Consider the following 19,524-nt stretch of genomic DNA (forward strand, 5'->3'; position numbering starts at 1 on the left):
GCACGGGTGTTCGCTACAAAAAGATCACCGTTGGGTCTGGTAGCGCTGGGCAACCACAGACTGGCGGATTTGCCCCAGCAGGCCCTGGCGTGCAATCTGCAGGTCATCCCAGCGTTCAGCTTCTTGCAGCGGCGGGATCGTCACCGGTTCGCGGCGATCAAAACCAACCAGTGCGGCATCCACCAGATCGTCCACTTCCATGATTTCATTCAAGGTGTTGATGTCGACGCCGGAGCGATCCCAGATCTCCGTGCGGGTGGCGGCCGGCAGCACGGCCTGCACATACACGCCCTGAGGCGAAAGTTCCAGGCTTAGGCCTTGGGAAAGGAACAGCACAAACGCCTTGGTTGCACCATAGACCGACATGCCGAACTCCGGTGCCAGACCCACCACCGAACCGATGTTGATGATCGAACCGTCGCCTGCTTTGGTCAGGCGTGGGGCGATGGCGCTGGCGAGCCGCACCAGCGCTGTGGTGTTGAGGGCGACCAGTTGCGCAACGCTGTCGGTGCTTTGATCGATGAAGTTGCCGGACAGGGCGGTGCCGGCGTTATTGACGAGGATGCCGATACGGGCGTCGTCGCGCAGGCGGGTTTCAACGGTTGTCAGATCGCCGAGTTGGGTCAGGTCCGCCGGAATGACATCAATGGCGACGTCGTGTTCGCTGCGCAACCGGGCTGCAAGTGCGTCCAGGCGTGTCTGGTCTCGGGCGACCAGAACCAGATCGTGGCCGCGTTGCGCGAAGCGCTCTGCGTAGGCGGCGCCGATGCCGGTGGAAGCGCCAGTGATGAGAACAGTAGGGTGAGTGCTCATGGGGTCATCTCTCTTTCAAAATATGTGAAAACAGAAAGCGCGGTCACTGATTGCTCAGCTTGCAGTGGCGCTCGATTCAGCCAGCGTCGGGTAGTCGATGTAGCCTGCCGAGCCCCCGCCATAGAGGGTGGCGGGATTGAAGGCGGACAATGGCGCGCCGCTCTTGAGGCGCTCCACCAGATCCGGGTTGCCAATGAACGGGCGACCGAATGCGATCAGATCAGCCTGGTCTTCGGCGAGCCGCGATGTCGCCAGGTCCAGGTCATAGCCGTTGTTGGCGATGTAGGTGTTTTTGAAGCGGTGGCGCAGGGCGCCGAAATCGAATTGCGCCACGTCACGCGGGCCACCCGTCGCGCCTTCGACGACGTGCAGATAAACGACGCCGAGGGCGTCGAGTTGATCGACCACGTAATCGAATTGCGCCTGCGGATCGCTGCTGGAAACACCATTGGCTGGCGAGACGGGCGACAAGCGCACACCGGTGCGATCCGCACCGATTTCCTTGACGACGGCCGCCGTCACCTCGAGCAACAGACGCGCACGATTTTTAATCGAACCGCCATAAGCATCGGTGCGCAAGTTGGCGCTGTCCTTGAGGAATTGATCCAACAAATAGCCGTTTGCGCCGTGAATCTCCACGCCATCGAACCCGGCGGCGACAGCATTTGCCGCGGCCTGGCGGAAATCGGCGACGATCCCCGGTAATTCGCTGATGTCCAGTGCGCGCGGCTCGGAGACGTCTTCAAAGCGGTTGTTGACGAATACTTTTGTGGCGGCTCGCAGTGCAGAAGGGGCCACAGGGGCGGCGCCGTTTTCTTGCAGATCAACGTGCGACACGCGGCCGACATGCCACAGTTGCAGAAAGATTTTTCCGCCCTTGGAATGGACGGCATCGGTCACTGTGCGCCAGCCGTCTATCTGCGCCTGCGTGTAGATCCCGGGGGTGTCCTGATAGCCCTGGCCCTGTTGGGAAATCTGCGTGGCTTCACTGATTAGCAAGCCTGCGCTAGCGCGTTGGCTGTAATGGGTGGCCGCGAACTCGCTGGGTACAAAGCCTTCGCCTGCGCGGTTGCGCGTCAGCGGCGCGAGGACGACACGGTTCGACAGCGTGAGGGTACCAAGCGCGTAAGGGGTGAACAGATTCTGGTCGGTCATCTGGTATGTCTTCCGTGCCTGTTGATGGAGGTCGGTTGTGCGTGCAATTAGGATGATGATCGAAATCTAAACTGTCAACGGTTTTGATTATGATCAACATCTATGTATCATTGGGCGCATGATTTCCCAGTGGACATGAGGTATTGCACGTGAGAGTGGCGGGGTCGATGCGGACCTGTTGTTCCTGCTTGAGAAGCCAGGCCCTATGACTTCCCCGACATCGAAGGTAGTCGGCTCGGGCATCATCTCCCGCAACAATGATGACCCAACTGCGAAGGCCATCTTTACCTTCATGGTGCTGGCCGGGATCGCGTGTAGGAGAGTGGTGTTGTGGAATGTCATCCCAGGATGGAACGGCACGCTCAAGATCAGTGCCGCCGAGCGGCGCGCTGGGTTCGAGAACTTAGCTGAGTTGCTCAAGTTATTGCCGAATTTGAAAGCTGTGGTGCTGGTAGGCGGCCAGGCGGGCAGGGCTGCAAAGCAAATGCGGGCTATGAACCTTAGGGTGTTCACCTTTGCGCATCCATCCGCGAGAGTCAGGAACCGGTACCGGCCGATGTGGGACCGGATACCTTGCAGCGGGCAGAGGCCGGCGGCGTCAAACAGGCTGTTGATTGCCCAGCAAACGTATCGGCCTGGTCCCATTCCCCCTGACACTGGTCGGCATTGATATGTTGTGGGCCGGGCCGGATATCCCGAACCGGCTGGCAAGGACATGCACTAGCTTCCGTGACTCAGCTGCCTAACCGCCGATGTTCATTCCGCCCCTGCCAGCGCGAACAGGTACTGCTCAAGGGGCTTATCGCTGCCGGGCAACTGTAGGGCCAGAATGCGGACTAACTCAGCGCAGTGAGTCTGGAAAAATTCCCCTGCAACGCCATCCAGGTCGCCACCTGCAGATCGAACATGCACATCGATCAGCGATTGCCGGATGGATATCAGGAAGGCAGGGCCATCTATATCCCGATGATTGACGCTCAGTGTCCACTGTACACCTGGCTGTCGATTCAACTGGCGGACCATTTTTTCCAGGTAGTGCTGATCCTCATCCGTGATCGGGTCGCTCCATAGGCCGATACCGACGATGATCTTAGGGATGCCGGCGGTCACGGGCCTGATGTACTCAAAAATTTCCCCGGCGACGACCCCACTCCAGAGCACAAGGCGGGCATCGCTGGGCTTGTAGCCAATGTTGCATAAGGACCAGCCAAAGAAGTTCGAATAGGTGAAGTGACCGCTACTCCCACCGTGAGGGGACTTGATGTGACGTAGGTCCACCTGTTGCAGAGCCAGCTTCAAGCGGTTTTCCGCAATCTACTCCGCGACAGAATCAAAAAGCTGGGGGGTGGAAGCTGATGTATCTCTCTTTGCGCACCTTAGCCGTCGGCGGTTGGAGGCTATCTTGCGCGCATGAAAAGCCGCATCGAGGAGGTTGCCAATCCGAATGGCCAAACTAGTAGCTAGAATCGTGCCCCCGGGAACAGCTTGTTGAGCTTCAAACCGTTGCCCGCGAGGTACCCGGTAGGGCGCTAAACGCGCATGAGCCGATCCTTTCATACCTGTCTGGGTTCTGTCATTTGGGGTATCGAAGCGGAGCTTCGGATTAGGATTTCTCACTTGGCTGTAGCAGCCAACAAAAAGCCCGCATGGGGGCGGGCTATTTGTGCTGAAGGAGAGGGGAAATCCTTTGGCAGGAGGCAGTTTAGGCCAGACGGAGAAGAGTGCAAGGTGGATATGAAAAGCTCGGCGTTGAACCGTGCTTACTGTTCAAATCAAGTTGTAATGCGCAGGGCTATCAGTCGTTCATCAGCTCCGCAATCCCGCGAGTGATATGCTCCAGGTTATTGTCGAGGGTGGCCAGGGCTCCGCGAACATTGTTGGCTACAATGGGGGAACCATGGTCGTCGCCCCAAAGAGCAATCTCTTCGACGGCCGCGGCCATCGCCAGCTGGTTCTCGTTAAACCGATAGAGCAGGGCAGGGATGAGTTCGTTGGTTGGCATAAGCTTACTCCTCCGTTGAGTGAGGAAAGCTTAGCATCAGGCAAGAAAAAGCCCGCACGTGAAGGGATATGGGGGTATCACCAAAGGAGCAGGTTAAATCTGCACCACAGATGTGAGGTCCAGGTGAACGGGATGCCCGAGAAACGAAAAAACCATAGGCTACCTACGCATTTTGAGTCCTTTGACGGAGCGAGCTCTTTGCTCATCAAGACTGTTGTAGTAGGTGTTCTGTGTTGTGCTGAGGCTGTTATGGCGCAAATCCGCTTGTAGGTCCTTCATGTCACGAAGCGGCGCGTCAAACGTGGCAGCAGTATGGCGAAGCCAGTGTAGGGATGCTGAACGAAGCTGGTCGATTTCATCTTCACTCCAACCTTCACTCTGCATACGTTGCAGTGCCCGATCAAACACTGCTTGAAGAAGCGATCTTACGTGTCGATCAGATAGTCCACCGCGTCCTTTAAGTGTAGCAATCAACGGCGTTTTTTCTTGTGGTGAGGGCAGGGGAGACAGCGCCAGTGATCGGCGATAACGTACGAGATACTCCTGGATGTACTCGTCCCGCACACTGATCTTGGCTGCTTTGTTACCTTTGCCGACTACGTGAAACCACCAGTTACCCGTCGTGTCTCGCCGCATATCTCCCATGGTCGGGCGCCAGTTGTCACGGCCGACTAGATCAGACACTCGGAGGTACATCGCGAAGAGCGTGGCCACGACAAACAGTGTTCGCTCATGGCGAACATCTTCGTCAGCCATCTGTTCTGCTGTGTCGATAACAAAACTCCACTGCACCTCAGTGAGCGATCGAGACGCGACGTCCAATATGTTCCGCTGCTTATAAATTGACTTCTGCTTGATGGCGCGGAACGGGTTAGCCTCTGTAAGGCCTTCATCCATTGCGTGCTGAAAGAAACTACCGCAGACAGCGAAGACCTGAGCCACCGAGCCCTGGGCCATATGGTAAGTACGTGAGGAGAGATCACTGATCGCCTCATTCGCAAGCTTGCGCTCCCGTTTTGAAACGGTACTACTGAACGGCCGCCAATCAGGATTAACCACGTACTCATCCGACTCAAGACGCTTCCGGCCACCGATGCGCTTGAACCTTGATTTGACTACAGGACCAACCCAATCCACTGGCGGGTTAAGGCAAAACTCCATAAATTGCTCTGCATTAGAGCGGCGCAGATCCAGCAACGGTTTACGCGCCACAATCAGCGACCAAAGCAACAGGCGCTCGACGTGCGTCCTGAAAGAATTGAAGGTTGACTGATTGCCTGCGTATGACTTTAGGAAACTACGCACAACCATATAGCTGTCAGCGGCGCGACAACTGTCATCAAAGCTCTTGAGATATGCCTGAACAACAGGACGCTCAGTATTGAGCTGGAGAAAATTGAGTTCATGGAAACACTCAAATGTGTCGAACAGCGGCTGGGGTAGGCGCGACATAAATGGGGCCAATGCGGGATTCGAATGACCGTAGCATGCGTGCCCCACGCCTTTTATGCAATATCCGGGTCTGACAGTTATCGGATATTACATAAAGAAATTAGACCCTGCTTATCTCACCACTTCAGACGCCGGTGGTGTGAGTGCAGCCCTTAACCGGTCACACTGGAAGCACAGTGTGTACAGAGCGCCTGTCAGTTAATGGGCGTCAATACCCGGTGCGGATGGACCGTTACGAGGGTAATGGCAGTGGCTGATAGGCAATCACAGCGCACTGATTGATCCTCAAGCGCAAGTCCAATGCCAATATAGATTCGCCGCGTTAAATATCTGCATAGACTCAATGTGTTGAACGGATATGGGTTTGTTGGGATTGAAGGCTCGCGCAGTCGCCGCACAGTTGACGTTTTGGGCGTGCTCCTACGTGAAATGTTTGGGGGCTAGGCCTGCGTGGTGCCACAGATTTCACGTAGGGACGTGCTATTCATCAAGTCTTATGCAGCTAAGTCGTCTACAACTCGTGCGAGTTCCGAGGGATACAATTGGAACCAATGGGTGGATACCGGGTTCGACGTTGCTGCTATTTGGCGGCTCTGTCGACCACGATCCTGGCCGTCGCAAAGCGGGATGAGACTTCGGGCAAACAGACGTACAGAAAGTAAATGGTAGATAGCGCGCTGGGCTTAACATTCAGAGAAGTAATCTCTTGATACGGATGCAGCACGGCGGCGACCACCGATCAAAGCGGAAGTAATTAACAGATAGTGGTTAGAAGCTGTCTATCAAGCGTTTCCTTCCGAACTTATCCTAAAAATTACTTCGGCGTTCTATGTGGTCCTAAGGCGAGGGAATTTCGAAATTGAGCATCCTGGGGCGAGGCTGTTCTAAATTTGCGCGTATTCAATGGGGGTGGCCGAGAGTTTCGCGGGGAAAGTCTCGAATTTCCGCAGTCGTGAGAAAGGGGCTGCGAGCAATCCAAATACATCATTTAACATAATATACATTATGCGTAGTACCGTATCTGTAGCTGTGCCCAGAGTCTCAGTGGATTCAACGCCACAGATCCTCCATCCTACGGTCTCCAGCCACTGCCCACCAAATCCACTCCAAGCCGTTATCCCAATGCAATCGTATATTCGCTTCGCCACCGCAAACGACGCCGAACTGTTGCCTGCCATCGAACGTTCCGCCGCTCAGGCTTTTCTCGTTGTCACTGATCTTGCGTGGATCGCAGACGGCGATGTCATGCACTCCGCCCGGTATCATGTATTCATTTCCAAATCCGCATGCTGAGCTGCTGTGGATGCCTGTGATTAGCCGCTGGGACTTCTGAGCGGCAACTCATGACAGCGACCGCGTCAGCTGAACGCCATTGAGCACGTTCGGATAATCGCAGGCGGTTCCTCTTGGTGAGTCTGAGTCGATCATGTTTCGTATAGTGATCGAGATTCGAGCACGGCTCGTTCTCCCATGCCGTTCGGCGTTTGTCGGTTGCCATTTCAGGAAGCCAGGGTTAGATTGATTATCAATATGTGGCGATATCCAATATCGCCAGTTTTGGGAGGCAACCATGAGCCTGATCGCTGAACATGTCGACATCCGATCCACTCTGACGGGCGAAATAAAAGCTGTATCCGCTCGCCTGAGTGCTGAAAAAGCAAAGCAAGTCGTCGTCATAACCGTGGACCATGCCTCCGATGAAACGCTGGCTGCATTGGGCGAATCACTAGGAGCAGCAGCCCGCCTCATCACGGACACAATGCTTAAAACCCAGCAAGCCACCGTTGAGCAGATCATTTCGTTGCTGGTGCCCAAAGCGCCTATCCGGCCGGCAGTCTTCAAGGAAGCTCAGATGCTGGCCAAGGCCAAAAAGACCGTATTGGAGAGCGGTGACTGGCTGTCCGCGGGAGACATTGCAAATCTGGCCGAATTCACCTCCAGGAATCCCAGCTCGCAACCCAACAAATGGAAGCGTGAAGGACGGATTTTCGCTATCCGTCATAACGGCAGCGACTACTTCCCGATCTATGCCCTGGACAAGGACACAGGGTATCGCCCGCTTCCGGCCATGGCCGAGGTACTGAAGAAGTTTGGCGGGAGTAAGGACGGCTGGGGGCTGGCGTTCTGGTTTGCATCAGTGAATAGCTACCTTGGCGGTAAACGACCCCAAGACCTGCTCAAGACCGGTCCAGCACGCGTAGTAGCTGCAGCTGAGGATGAGGTTGCCGGCGTTACCCATGGCTGAACGATCGCTCCCGCCAGGCCCGACAACCGATCTTCATGTGTCGTACATCACCGTACCGGCCGGTACGGTGATGCATCGCATTCATCTCAACGCTTACCTGGCAACCCAGTTCAATCCAACAGCCGAGGGAAACGCTCGGTTCAGCCCCATCAAAACCTCCGCCGGCGCCATAATACCGACCCTGTATGCGGGATTGCACGGCGATGGAGACGGTCTTCCACGACGTCCCTTTCGTGCCAGGTTTCAAGACTTACCCGAAAAACAGGCTCGGTCGACACCGCCACTCAAGAGTCGAGATTACGGTTGACCTCAAGTTGGTCGACTTGACGAGCAAGGCGCTCAGGTTGCTCGGGGTTACCAGAGCTCAACTGATTGACACAGAGAAGGATCAGTACCCCTTCACTCGCCAATGGGCCGAGGCAATCCACGCCCAACGAGCGGACGCCCATGGCCTCTATTGGGTGTCGCGGCAGGATGACACCGCGGTCGCCATCGTGTTGTTTGGCGACAGGGTTCCAGCGGGGGCAATAATTGCGCAAGGAGATGACCGCGGCCTGCTCAATGATGAAGCAGCCTACACGGACCTCATTTCCCTGGCTGAAAAAATCGGCGTGCTCATAGTTCCAGGCGAGTAACCGACGACTTTCCTATCCGCCTCGTGTTGTGATGGTGCGCTACTGACCCCCTCGCCCTGGGTCAATGCTGGCCATAAATAATTAACTCAACTAAATGACTATTTAGTTGAGTTAATTAAATGTCTCGCAGCCGGCTCCCTCGCCCACCTCCCATCAGGGCCTGCTTTCCGGCACGTTGAACGGGCCACGAGAAGTCCCTTGTTCAAGCGATTGCGCCAGACTCGCGCAGCGTTTTGCCGAGCAGACAGTTGTCCTCGGGACTGTCCTAGGTGGAGTCGTCACTTGACGTTCGACATAGGCCTTCAGCTCATTACCGGAATGCGGCAGTCGCTTGCGCAAAAATGATCAACCGAACCCGAAGGAGTACAAATGTGCTCTCGCGCCCTCTCCGCCCTCTCAGGTGGTGATTGGGTGCCAAATGCTCTCGCAGGGTGCCGATACCAGGCGTAGCATCGATACGATAACTGCTCATCACGCGTCGTTGGACGCGTGACTTCCAACCAAGCCGCATTCACGCGCAAACGCAAGACATATACCGCTTTCACTGTTAGGCCATGCGACCCTTCGCAGCACAGGGGCCGTGTTCTCACACCATCAAAAGCGAGGTGAAAACATGTCTGGTAATCGTGGTGTCGTGTATCTCGGCGCAGGCAAGGTCGAGGTGCAGACCATCCCCTATCCGAAAATGGAAGACCCGCGCGGCAAGCGCATCGACCATGGCGTGATCCTGCGCGTGGTTTCGACCAATATCTGCGGCTCCGACCAGCATATGGTGCGTGGTCGGACCACGGCCCAGGTCGGGCTGGTGCTGGGTCATGAGATCACCGGTGAGGTGATTGAAAGGGGCCGTGACGTGGAAAACGTGCAGATCGGTGACCTGGTCTCGGTGCCGTTCAACGTCGCCTGCGGCCGTTGTCGCAGTTGCAAGGAACAGCACACCGGCGTTTGCCTGACGGTCAATCCGGCGCGCCCCGGCGGTGCCTATGGCTATGTGGATATGGGCGACTGGGTTGGCGGCCAGGCCGAATACGTGCTGGTGCCGTATGCCGACTTCAACCTGCTGAAGCTGCCCGACCGCGACAAGGCGATGGCGAAAATCCGCGACCTGACCTGCCTCTCCGATATCCTGCCGACTGGCTACCACGGCGCGGTGACCGCCGGTGTCGGTCCTGGCAGTACGGTGTATATCGCCGGTGCCGGTCCGGTCGGACTGGCTGCTGCCGCCTCTGCCCGTCTGCTGGGTGCTGCGGTGGTGATAGTCGGCGACGTCAATCCTCTGCGTCTGGCCCATGCCAAGGCCCAGGGCTTCGAGATCGCCGACTTGACCAAGGACACTCCACTGCACGAGCAAATCGCCGACCTGCTCGGTGAGCCGGAAGTCGATTGTGCGGTCGATGCGGTCGGCTTCGAAGCCCGTGGCCACGGTCATGACGGCGCGCAGCACGAGGCCCCGGCCGATGTGCTTAACGCGTTGATGGGCGTGGTGCGGGTCGCCGGCAATATCGGGATTCCCGGTCTGTATGTCACCGAAGACCCGGGCGCGATCAATAAGGCCGCCAAGCATGGCAGCCTTAACATCCGTTTCGGCCTCGGCTGGGCCAAGTCCCACAGCTTCCACACTGGCCAGACTCCGACGATGAAGTACAACCGTCAGCTGATGCAGGCGATCATGTGGGACCGGATCAACATTGCCGAGGTCGTCGGCGTGCAGGTGATCAGCCTGGACGACGCGCCGCGCGGTTACCACGAGTTCGATGCCGGGGCGCCGAAGAAATTCGTCATGGATCCGCACAAGCTATTTAGCGCCGCCTGAGGAGTCAGCAGGGAAAAGCGCGGCAGTCCTGATCAGGGCTGCCGCGCTTTTTTATGCCAGTGCGATGGTCAATCGATAGCTTTGACCCTGTCTTCAAAGATGAGTCGTTCCGAGGATGTGTCGGGTCGGTGCTGGATAGTAAGGTGCTTCATGAGGGAAGGATAATCGCGCCCTGAAAACCGTCCGCCCTGAGCCTCGACCTGTGATCCGAGCGACTGTTTTCAAGGCGTGAAATATGCACGGAAGGCACAAAAAAACCACAAGCCGCCAGTGTATAGAAACCCACAAAGGGGATTTAGAGTCATGGCAACGGAAGACAATATTGAAACACTCGCACTCGGCGTGACCGATCCATCGAAAACTGAGGAGGCAAAGCGGGATCGGCGTCTTGAGGGCACGATTGACTGGATCGTTTTTGGTGTCACCAGCGTCATTGCAATCGCATTCGTCATTTGGGGGTTCATCAGTCAGGCAAGTCTCGCCGCCAGTGCCTCCACGGCGCAATCCTGGGTCATCACCCACTTCGGCTGGTTTTTCGTTCTGACCTCAACCTTTTTCGTCATTTTCGTACTCTGGCTGGCGGCGAGCAGGTACGGCAAGATCCCGCTTGGACGTGATGGAGAAGAACCCGAGTTCCGCACGGTTTCCTGGGTTGCCATGATGTTCAGCGCTGGCATGGGCATCGGCCTGATGTTCTTCGGTGTTGCCGAGCCGCTGTCGCATTACGTCACCCCTCCGCCTGGCACTGCCATAGGGCAGTCTAATGAAGCCATGCAGGTGGCGATGGCGACCACCCTCTTCCACTGGACGCTTCATCCCTGGGCAATGTACGCCATCGTCGGGCTGGCGATCGCTTACGGTACGTTTCGGCGCGGGCGTTCGCAGCTCATTTCCGCGGCGTTTCGGCCGTTGATCGGCAAGCATGCCAACGGCCCCATTGGCCGTGCGATCGACATGATGGCCATCTTCGCCACGTTGTTCGGTTCCGCCGCCTCACTCGGCCTCGGCGCACTCCAGATCGCCAGCGGTCTCGAACACAACGGATGGGTCGAACACCCGGGCAAATTCTTTTACATCTCGATCATCAGCGTGCTGACCATCGCCTTCATCGCCTCGGCGGTTTCCGGTATCGACAAGGGTATCCAGTGGCTCTCCAACACCAACATGGTGCTTGCGCTGACATTGGCGATCTTCGTCTTTCTGGTAGGCCCGACGCTACTGATGTTGAATCTGTTACCGACCTCGATCGGTGTCTACATCGACAAGTTGCCGGAAATGATGGCCCGTACCAGTGCCAGTGGTGGTGACCAGATGGAAAACTGGCTGGCTAGCTGGACGGTGTTCTACTGGGCCTGGTGGATCTCCTGGACGCCCTTCGTGGGCATGTTCATCGCCCGCATCAGCCGCGGGCGCACCATTCGCCAATTCGTCACCGGTGTGCTGCTGGTACCGAGCCTGGTGAGTCTCATCTGGTTCACCGTGTTCGGCGGAGCGGGCATCGACGCACTGCGTGAAGGCACCTTCACGCTGATCGAGGGCGCCGTGAACAGCAACTTTGCCCTTTACCAGTTGCTGGAAAGCTACCCACTGGCCTCCGTAACCTCCGTACTGGTGATGATTCTGGTGGCCATCTTCTTCGTCTCCGGTGCCGATGCCGCATCCCTGGTCATGGGTACGCTCTCCGAGCACGGCACAACGGAACCCTCGCGCGCCACCGTGATTTTCTGGGGCGCGCTGACCGGAACAGTTGCAGCCATCATGTTGGCGATAGGCGATCCACGAGACCCGGGCGCCGCCCTGACAGGCCTGCAGAATCTGACCATTGTCGTGTCACTGCCATTCGTCATTGTAATGGCCCTGCTCTGCCTGGCGCTGTACCGCGACCTGCGCAAGGATCCGATGATGTTGCGTCATCTGCGCGGCACCGAGCTGATCGAGAAGGCCGTACTCTACGGTGCGGTCAAGCATGGCGAAGAGTTCTACATTGTCGTCAAAGAGAAGAAATCTTCCGTCAAGCATGCTCGGCCGGAACTGGAGGAAACCCTGTCCTGAATCCAGCCGGTCCAAGGGCTTTTTAGTCCGTTAGAGGAGGTCCTGCGGCCCTCAGCGCAGCCTGGCGGCAGCGGCTACACAGACCGTGTCACGTCTGACATTTGTAGCCGCTGCCGTAGGCTGCGCCAAGGTCCAAAGGACCTTCTATCAATCTCGAATCCCTCCACGTGACTTCTGTCTTCCCGAAGTTTTCCCAATCCAGGAACGATCAATGACCACGTCCTTGATTTTCAACCCAGCGCACAAGGACCTGTGTGATGGCCTGTCTGCCGTCGCGCAAATCGGCGATACGCTCTGGGTGGTCAACGATGACACCTTGAGCCTGGAGCGACTCACCCTGCGCAAGCCTGTTGATGGCGGGAAGCTGGTGTTCGACCGGCATAGATCATCCCTGGCAAGGACAACGGCTTCGATGTCGAAGGCCTGGCCGTTTCAGGCCGACGTATCTTCATCGGCCTGCGCGGGCCGGTATTGCGTGGCTGGGCGATCGTTCTGGAACTGGAGATCGACGTCGACCCTGACAATCCTCATGCACTGATCCTGAACAAGATCGGCCCGCAGCAGCGCCCCTATCGCAAACACTTTCTGCAGCTGGATGGACTGGGGATTCGCGATCTCTGCATCCAGGGCAAGGACCTGCTCATCCTCGCCGGCCCGACGATGGACCTGGATGGCCCCTTCACCCTTTATCACTGGCCCAACGGTGCCCACTCGGCGAAGGAAAGCCTGCTGTTTAACGAAAACCTGAGCAAATTACTTGATGTTCCCTATGGGCAGGGTAAGGACAAAGGCAGAGATCACCCGGAAGACTTGTCTTAGGTAGAAACTCTCGGTATCTGGCAACGGTCGGATGTAATACCAGCCTCTATCTGGGTTGTGACAATCGAGAATTACGTCATGAGCAACGACAACAGCATCAAACCTGGCAATGAAGACGAGGAAGCAAACCCAGTCGATCACACCATTACGCCCTCCTCAGCCGAAGACGAAGAGCAGAGCGAAGCCAACGAACTCGAGCGCAAAATCGCCGAGATAGAACGAAAAGTGGCAGACGGTAATTGACTGAAGCTGGCCTTGGGACTGATCAGTGAAGGCGCCTCAAGGCAAACCTTGATCTGCAGATTCAACATGTCTATAGTTGAGTCTACAGATCAAGAGTGAGGATAGGGAGATGTCCGTTGCCCTCCAGACACAAGGTTTTACCAAGGATCAATGCGTAGCCGGTCTGCGCGCCGCTGTAGGCATCCTGGAAAAATGGCAGGCATCCAGCGATCAGGCCTGCCGTATCCTGCGCATCTCGCGCAGCACCTACACCCGTGCCAAGCAGCGCGACCCCGACTGGTCCGTGAGCCTGGACGCCGACCAGATGCAGCGCATCAGCTTTGTGCTCAATATTCACGCCGCCCTGCGTCTGGTCTTCGATAACCCGGAAAACGTCTATGGTTTCCCCGCAATGGCCAACCATAACGAGTTTTTCAACGGGCGGGCCCCGCTCGAAGTCATGTCCCAGGGAGATATGATTTCCCTGTACGAGACGTTCCGGCGCATTGATGTGCTGCGCGGTGCTCTATGGTGATGCTGAGCGAGCTGGCAGCATTGCCTGGCGAGCAGTTGCAGACCTACCGGCTGGTCAATTCGAAGTTTCCACCTATTGCGTTGTTCGATGATGTAGCGGACGCGGATGAGTTTGAAATTCTCTATCAGATCCAGGCCCTGACCAATCCCAGGCTGCAAAATGAGGCAGGACGCCTTGAGTTGATTCCGCGGGCAGAGATTCCCTTCGGGATTCCCGGTTGCTCTTACGCGACTGCCCCCTTTACCCATGTCAATCCAGCGGGCTCGCGGTTCAGCGACGGTCGCTATGGCGTGTTGTACCTGGCCGGCACGATGGAAGCGGCCCTGGCAGAGGTGCGCCATCACCAGAATCTCTACTGGTCGAAAGTGCAGCATCTGAACTACGAGCGCTTTGTTTTTCGGGGGCTGTCCTGCACTTTCACGGACTCAGGGATGAAGGATGCAGCTTCTGTCCCCATGACTGATCCGATCTACGATCCCGTCGATTACAGCCATGCCCAGCGCCTGGGTTGGTCGGTCAAGGCGGCTGGAATCCCCGGTCTGCGCTACAGCTCGGTGCGCAATCAGGGCAGTTATTGCTGGGCGCTGATGACCCCGAAACCAGTCTCTTCGATTGTTCAAACCGCCCATTACGAGATGATCTGGAACGGTCAGATCACCAGCGTCAGTAAAATCAGCGAAGCCTGAACCTTGCCGGGAGCGGATGCGCCGCTCCTGCCCCCCTCTCCTCCATTTGCCAGTGCGTGGTCTTGCGGTCGTCATTCATGGACTAAAGTTATGCCCAGATGATGCCCTGCGTTTAAACCGGCACTGATAAAAAGGAGCGTCCGATGGCCGAGGCAAGCAAGAAAATGAGCCTCATGGGGCTCACCACGCTGGTGACGGTCAATATGATGGGTTCGGGCATCATCATGCTGCCGACGAGCATGGCTCAGCTCGGGGCCGTTTCGCTGTTGTCATGGATCGTCACTGCTATCGGTTCCATGGCGATCGCCTATTGTTTTTCTCAGTGCGGCATCTTCTGCCAGCGCTCGGGCGGGTTGTCCGCCTACACCGAAGAGGCGCACGCCAAGTCAGGCTTTTTTCTCTGCTCGTACCTGTACTTCCTGTCGCTGGCCATTGCCAACGTGGCCGTCGCCATCTCCGCAGTGGGTTACATGACAGCGTTCGTGCCGTGGCTGGGCAGCGGCGCCATTCCACTGTTCATCGGTACGGTCAGCCTGCTCTGGCTGACAACTGTGGCCAACTTTGGCGGTCCGGGCATTACCGGCAGGATCGGTGCGATTACAGTGTGGGGTGTGATCATTCCCGTGGCCGGCTTGAGCATTATCGGTTGGTTCTGGTTCAAGCCCGAGGTGCTGGCTGCCGCCTGGAACCCGAATGACCTGCCCATCTCCGAAGCCATCGGCAAGGCGATTCCCCTGACCCTGTGGGCGTTTCTCGGCATGGAGTCGGCGGCGCAGGCCACCGATGCGGTGGAAAATCCCAAGCGCACGGTGCCGCTGGCCTGTCTGTTCGGAACCCTTGGGGCGGCCGTTGTGTACGTACTGTCGACCACTGTCATCCAGGGCATCGTGCCCAATGCAGAGCTGGCCAACGCTGCGGCCCCCTTCGCACTCGTCTATGCGCACATGTTCAATCCCGTGGTCGGCAATATCATCATGGCGCTGGCGGTCATGGCCTGTGTCGGTTCACTGCTGGGCTGGCAGTTCACCCTGGCACAAACGGCCAAGATGACGGCCGACCAGGAGATGTTCCCGAGTCTGTTCAGCAAGGTCAACGCACGGAATGCACCGATCGTGGGCATGCTTGTCTGCGGTGTGTTGCAGACCGTCATGGCGGTGTCGACCATTTCGCCCAATGCCAGTGCCCAGTTCGGCAAACTGGTCAACCTGGCGGCAGTCACCAACCTGATTCCCTACGTGACCGCGCTGACCGGCCTGCTGGTCATGATGTACAAGGCCAGGGTCTCTGTAACCGTCTACGTCCGCAATACGGTGGTGTTGCTGATTGCGGCGGCGTATTCGTTGTATGCCCTTTCCGCCTGCGGCAGGGAGGCCGTGTTCGGTGGCGCCCTCGTCCTTGCGTTCGGTTACCTGCTCTATTGTTTCCTCGCCCAGCGCTTTGTTAATGAGTCAGCGACGCCATGACCAGATCACCGACAAAATCCGCAAGCCTGCTGCTGGCCTGCCTGCTCTCGCTGACGCCGGTACTGGCCGGCGCCAACACCCTGGAGCGTGTGCGTGCCGGCAACACCCTCACCCTGGGCTATCTGCCGGACTTCGCTCCGTTCAGCATCCAGGAGGGTGACCAGGCCAGCGGCTACGCCATGGACCTGTGCCTGAAGATAGCCGACAAGGTCAAGGCCGAGCTGGGCTTGCCTGCACTGCAAGTACGCTACCAGGCCGCCACAGTCGCCGATCAGATCAGCGCTGTCAGTTCAGGCAAGGTCGACATCCTCTGCTCGCCGACCCCGGCGACACTGGAACGGCGCAAGACAGTCAGTTTCTCGATACCGATCTACACCGCCGGCCTTTCGGCCGTGGTCCGCGAGGACGCCCCCGAAGCGCTGCTCAACGTACTCAATGGCAAGGTGGCCCATGAAGGCCCGACCTGGCGCGCTACCGTCAACCGTGGCCTGGCCAACCAGACCTACGCAGTGACGGCGGGCAGCATTACTGAAGCCTGGGTTCGCCAGCAAATACGCATGCTCGGCGTTGTCGCCACAGTGGTCACGGTCGAGAACACTGGCGCTGGCCTCAAGCGGGTTGCCGAGGGCAAGGCCGATGCCTTCTTCTCCGAGCGCATGCTGCTCAAGCGTTATCTTGCCACGGACTATGCCAACGCCAGGTTGACGCTGCTGGACCGAGACTTCGAGTACGCACCGGTCTCAATGGTCGTGGAGCGCGGCGATGAGGACTTCCGCTTGCTGGTCGATACCGTGTTGAGTGAACTGTACCATTCAGGCGCAGTCGAGCAGGCCTATGTCAAATACCTGGGCGGTGCGAGCGATACGGCCAGGAGTTTGTTCAAGGTCTATGCGCTGCCTTAGGCGGCTCAGGATCAATCCGCCGTCAATAAGACTGCATACCGCAATACAGCACTGATCGGCATCGAGCGCCGCGGCAAGCCACTGACACAGCGTCTGCAGCAACAGCTCCGGAGGATCAAGGCATGCTCATCGAACGCCCTCTTCTATTTGCCTTGCAAGGCAGTGAGCTCTACGCGAACCGCGTGGCGGCGCGGCTCGGCTGTCAACTGGCCCTCCATGAGGAGCGCGATTATGAAGATGGCGAGCATAAATGCCGGCCGCTGGATCCGGTCAATGGTCGCGAGGTCGTGGTGTTCCATGCCTTGTATGGGGACGACCGGCAGAGTGCAAACGATAAGCTGTGTCGCCTGCTGTTTTTTTGCGGTGCACTCAAGGATGCCGGCGCTCGCCATGTACAGGTGGTGGCGCCCTACCTCTGCTACGGGCGCAAGGATCGTCGCAACCAACCTCAGGATGCAACAATCACTCGCTACCTGGCGGCCATGTTTGAAGCCTGCGGCGTGGATCGACTGGTTGCCCTGGAGGTGCACAATCCGGCAGCGTTCGACAATGCCTTTCGCATCCCAACGTGGAATCTGCAGTGCACGGAATTGTTTGCCCGGATTTTTGCCGGGCTCGTCGGTGACGATGAAGTGGTTGCGGTTTCCCCCGACGCCGGTGGTGCCAAACGTGCCGAGCAATTTCGTCGGGCCCTGGAGCGGCAGCTGGGTCGCCCGGTGGGCGGTGCACTGATGGAAAAACACCGTGATCAAGCCACACTTGCCGGCACACTGCTGGCCGGCGAAGTCCAGGGCAAGACAGCCATTATCTTCGACGACCTGATCAGCACCGGTGCAACACTGCTGCATGCTGGTCTTGCGTGCCAGAAGGCCGGTGCCAGGCGGCTGTTCGCCACAGCCACCCATGGTTTGTTCACCGCTGGCAGCGAACCGCTCGGTAGCGCACTTTTTGAACGGATCGTTATCTGTGACAGTGTGCCTGCGTTTCGCTTGCCTCCCAAATGGGTCGCACGCCATTTGCAGATACTCGACACCACCGCGTTGGTCGCCGCGCTATTAGCTGAAAATGGAGCGTTCAGCGTCGTCTGAGTGCACTTCCTACTGTGCTTGATAGCTTCATGCACAGCTGTTATCAATCGCCTGCTTGTGGGCATCGTCGTTGCCGTGCAACAAATGATCGTAGATCTGCCGCGGTGTGCCCGAAGCACTCAGGTTGGCCGGATGGGGTTCAAGTCGTGTCAGCGCTGTCATGATGGCCTCTGTTTATCGGTTGGCAGGACGCTGAATCGTCACGTCTCTGATCAGCAGAGCAGCCGGCCAGAATAAAAATTCCATCTGCTTGCAAATACGCGGATAAGCGGCATCGCGACGGCGGCGGGCTGCCACTCGTCGTCGTTCGGCGATACAGGCAAAACCTTTTCCTTGTGCGGGCGTTCCACTCTAGTAACAGCGATCTTTGTCGCTGATGACAACCCGGGAGGTTTTCATGGAAAGGTCTACAGGTGGACGCTTCAGCATGGCGCTGCTCATGCTCGCCCTATCGTCGCCGGTGTTTGCCGTCGATTCCGATGACTTTGTCGACAAGGCCACTCAGGGCGGCATCGCCGAAGTCGAGGCCGGCAAACTGGCCTTGGAAAAAAGCACCGCGAAGGACGTGAAAGCCTTCGCCAATCAAATGATCAAGGACCACGGTGCGGCCAATCATGATTTGGCGGCGCTGGCTAAAAAACTCGATCTGAAAGTGCCGGATGATGCCGAGCTGACCGCCCATCCGTAATGGATGGCACACCAGAGTGCGGCGTTGTTTTGTAAAGGCGGGTTTTATGAAGAGCAAAAACGAGAGTGAAAGCGCCGGTACGTCTTTGAGCCAATGGCAGAGTTCTCCCCTGTTGCAGCGTGTGCCGTACATCTCTGTGCACGAACTGGTCCCCCCGGGCCATCGATTGGTGGTGATTGCGCCGCATCCTGACGATGAGGTGCTGGGCTGCGGTGGGCTGCTGGCCATGATGGCCGGTCGCGAAGCCGATCTGCTGATGGTTACGGTAACCGATGGCGATGCCAGTCACCCCGGCTCCCGCCTCTGGCCCCCTGCCCGCCTGCGGGATGAACGACCGCTGGAAAGCCAGCGTTCCCTGGCTTGCCTGGGGCTGGATGTCGCGAGCCTGCAGTGGCATAGGCTGGGGTTGGCCGACAGTCGGGTGCAACAATCGGAAGATGAACTCTGCTCGAAGCTGGTAGATATGCTGCGCAGTGGCGACCGTGTGCTCACCACTTGGCGTCATGATGCCCATAGCGATCACGAAGCGGTCGGGCGGGCCTGTGCCAATGCCGTGCAACTGGCCAATGCCGTGCTGCTGGAAGTCCCGGTATGGGCCTGGCATTGGGCAGCGCCGCAGGACCCGCGCGTGCCCTGGCAAAGGGCCAGGAAGCTTGCCCTCGACAGTGCCATCCTGGCGCGCAAGCACCGAGCGGTCAGTGCTCACAGCAGTCAGCTTCAGGCCGACTCGGACACCGGGGCGCCTGCCGCGCTCCCGCCGTATAGCCTGGAGCGTCTGGTGCAACCGTTTGAACTGATATTTCTATGAAACTGTTTATCTCGTTCCCACGCTCTGCGTGGGAATGCCGTGCCAGACGCTCTGCGTCGACCTTCAAGAGCACTTTGCGGCGCGTCTCTGGATGCATTCCTTTGCTGCGCGTGGGAACGAGATAAACCGCTGAAACAATTTGCAAA

Annotated in this window: 20 protein-coding genes and 1 pseudogene; 15 read left to right on the top strand and 6 right to left on the bottom strand. The window is 57.7% G+C overall.

The features are described 5' to 3' along the window. Positions 1-24: 24 nt before the first annotated feature. Complete coding sequence (locus F2S13_RS24375) at positions 25-813, bottom strand: SDR family NAD(P)-dependent oxidoreductase (RefSeq protein ID WP_166365678.1); 789 nt, start codon at positions 811-813, stop codon at positions 25-27. A 54-nt stretch (positions 814-867) separates the two neighbouring features. Further along, positions 868-1,968 (bottom strand): alkene reductase, encoded by a 1,101-nt coding sequence (locus F2S13_RS24380; RefSeq protein ID WP_166365680.1) that lies wholly within the window; start codon positions 1,966-1,968, stop codon positions 868-870. Between the two features lie 205 nt (positions 1,969-2,173). Here F2S13_RS24380 and F2S13_RS24385 point away from each other — a divergent pair, with 205 nt between their 5' ends. Next, a complete protein-coding gene (locus tag F2S13_RS24385) occupies positions 2,174-2,638 on the top strand; it encodes a uracil-DNA glycosylase (RefSeq protein WP_166365682.1) in 465 nt (154 codons plus the stop codon). A gap of 86 nt (positions 2,639-2,724) precedes the next feature. Here F2S13_RS24385 and F2S13_RS24390 read toward each other — a convergent pair whose 3' ends face one another. From F2S13_RS24390 to F2S13_RS24400, 3 genes are all read right to left on the bottom strand, one after another. Continuing rightward, positions 2,725-3,267, bottom strand: coding sequence for a hypothetical protein (locus F2S13_RS24390; RefSeq protein WP_166365684.1), 543 nt, complete (start codon positions 3,265-3,267; stop codon positions 2,725-2,727). Positions 3,268-3,763: 496 nt separating this feature from the next. Continuing rightward, entirely contained in the window at positions 3,764-3,970 is a 207-nt protein-coding gene (locus tag F2S13_RS24395; protein ID WP_166365686.1) for a hypothetical protein, read from the bottom strand. 159 nt (positions 3,971-4,129) lie between these two features. Then, the gene (locus F2S13_RS24400; RefSeq protein WP_178119049.1) at positions 4,130-5,422 is read right to left on the bottom strand and encodes a tyrosine-type recombinase/integrase; all 1,293 of its coding nucleotides are present in this window, start codon (positions 5,420-5,422) and stop codon (positions 4,130-4,132) included. A gap of 1,570 nt (positions 5,423-6,992) precedes the next feature. Here F2S13_RS24400 and F2S13_RS24405 point away from each other — a divergent pair. The 12 genes from F2S13_RS24405 to F2S13_RS24455 all read left to right on the top strand — a co-directional run bounded on the left by F2S13_RS24405 (position 6,993) and on the right by F2S13_RS24455 (position 17,882). Further along, positions 6,993-7,667, top strand: a complete 675-nt coding sequence (locus tag F2S13_RS24405) for a hypothetical protein (protein ID WP_166365688.1) — start codon at positions 6,993-6,995, stop codon at positions 7,665-7,667. 203 nt (positions 7,668-7,870) lie between these two features. Further along, complete coding sequence (locus tag F2S13_RS24410; RefSeq protein WP_246237993.1) at positions 7,871-8,302, top strand: RES family NAD+ phosphorylase; 432 nt, start codon at positions 7,871-7,873, stop codon at positions 8,300-8,302. Between the two features lie 613 nt (positions 8,303-8,915). Beyond that, entirely contained in the window at positions 8,916-10,115 is a 1,200-nt protein-coding gene (gene fdhA, locus F2S13_RS24415) for a formaldehyde dehydrogenase, glutathione-independent (protein WP_166365690.1), read from the top strand. Between the two features lie 303 nt (positions 10,116-10,418). After that, on the top strand, positions 10,419-12,167 hold the full coding sequence (locus F2S13_RS24420) for a BCCT family transporter (RefSeq protein ID WP_166365692.1): 1,749 nt from the start codon (positions 10,419-10,421) through the stop codon (positions 12,165-12,167). Between the two features lie 211 nt (positions 12,168-12,378). Then, positions 12,379-12,705, top strand: a complete 327-nt coding sequence (locus tag F2S13_RS29535; RefSeq protein WP_246237994.1) for a DUF3616 domain-containing protein — start codon at positions 12,379-12,381, stop codon at positions 12,703-12,705. Beyond that, positions 12,612-12,986 (top strand): DUF3616 domain-containing protein, encoded by a 375-nt coding sequence (locus tag F2S13_RS24425; protein WP_343047600.1) that lies wholly within the window; start codon positions 12,612-12,614, stop codon positions 12,984-12,986. The genes F2S13_RS29535 and F2S13_RS24425 overlap by 94 nt, the downstream gene beginning before the upstream one ends. A gap of 78 nt (positions 12,987-13,064) precedes the next feature. After that, positions 13,065-13,229, top strand: a complete 165-nt coding sequence (locus F2S13_RS24430; protein WP_166365694.1) for a hypothetical protein — start codon at positions 13,065-13,067, stop codon at positions 13,227-13,229. Positions 13,230-13,338: 109 nt separating this feature from the next. Next, entirely contained in the window at positions 13,339-13,743 is a 405-nt protein-coding gene (locus F2S13_RS24435) for an antitoxin Xre-like helix-turn-helix domain-containing protein (protein WP_166365696.1), read from the top strand. Beyond that, the gene (locus F2S13_RS24440) at positions 13,737-14,429 is read left to right on the top strand and encodes an RES family NAD+ phosphorylase (protein ID WP_166365698.1); all 693 of its coding nucleotides are present in this window, start codon (positions 13,737-13,739) and stop codon (positions 14,427-14,429) included. Before F2S13_RS24435 ends, F2S13_RS24440 begins: the two co-directional genes overlap by 7 nt. A gap of 143 nt (positions 14,430-14,572) precedes the next feature. After that, positions 14,573-15,892: a putrescine-ornithine antiporter gene (potE, locus tag F2S13_RS24445; protein WP_166365700.1), complete on the top strand. Its 1,320-nt coding sequence runs from the start codon at positions 14,573-14,575 to the stop codon at positions 15,890-15,892. After that, complete coding sequence (locus F2S13_RS24450; RefSeq protein WP_166365702.1) at positions 15,889-16,794, top strand: amino acid ABC transporter substrate-binding protein; 906 nt, start codon at positions 15,889-15,891, stop codon at positions 16,792-16,794. Before potE ends, F2S13_RS24450 begins: the two co-directional genes overlap by 4 nt. 122 nt (positions 16,795-16,916) lie before the next feature. Continuing rightward, complete coding sequence (locus F2S13_RS24455) at positions 16,917-17,882, top strand: ribose-phosphate diphosphokinase (RefSeq protein ID WP_166365704.1); 966 nt, start codon at positions 16,917-16,919, stop codon at positions 17,880-17,882. A gap of 27 nt (positions 17,883-17,909) precedes the next feature. On the opposite strand, the gene F2S13_RS29660 is transcribed toward F2S13_RS24455, so the two are convergent. Then, entirely contained in the window at positions 17,910-18,044 is a 135-nt protein-coding gene (locus F2S13_RS29660) for a hypothetical protein (RefSeq protein ID WP_281354588.1), read from the bottom strand. A gap of 265 nt (positions 18,045-18,309) precedes the next feature. Here F2S13_RS29660 and F2S13_RS24460 point away from each other — a divergent pair. Together F2S13_RS24460 and F2S13_RS24465 are read left to right on the top strand one after the other, a co-directional pair. Beyond that, positions 18,310-18,558, top strand: a pseudogene (locus tag F2S13_RS24460) (DUF4142 domain-containing protein); the annotation flags it as partial. Positions 18,559-18,616: 58 nt separating this feature from the next. Next, positions 18,617-19,378, top strand: a complete 762-nt coding sequence (locus tag F2S13_RS24465; RefSeq protein WP_166365708.1) for a PIG-L deacetylase family protein — start codon at positions 18,617-18,619, stop codon at positions 19,376-19,378. Positions 19,379-19,524: the final 146 nt, after the last annotated feature.

Origin of the sequence: Pseudomonas akapageensis (genome assembly GCF_011355085.1) — a bacterium.
Classification (GTDB): domain Bacteria; phylum Pseudomonadota; class Gammaproteobacteria; order Pseudomonadales; family Pseudomonadaceae; genus Aquipseudomonas; species Aquipseudomonas akapageensis.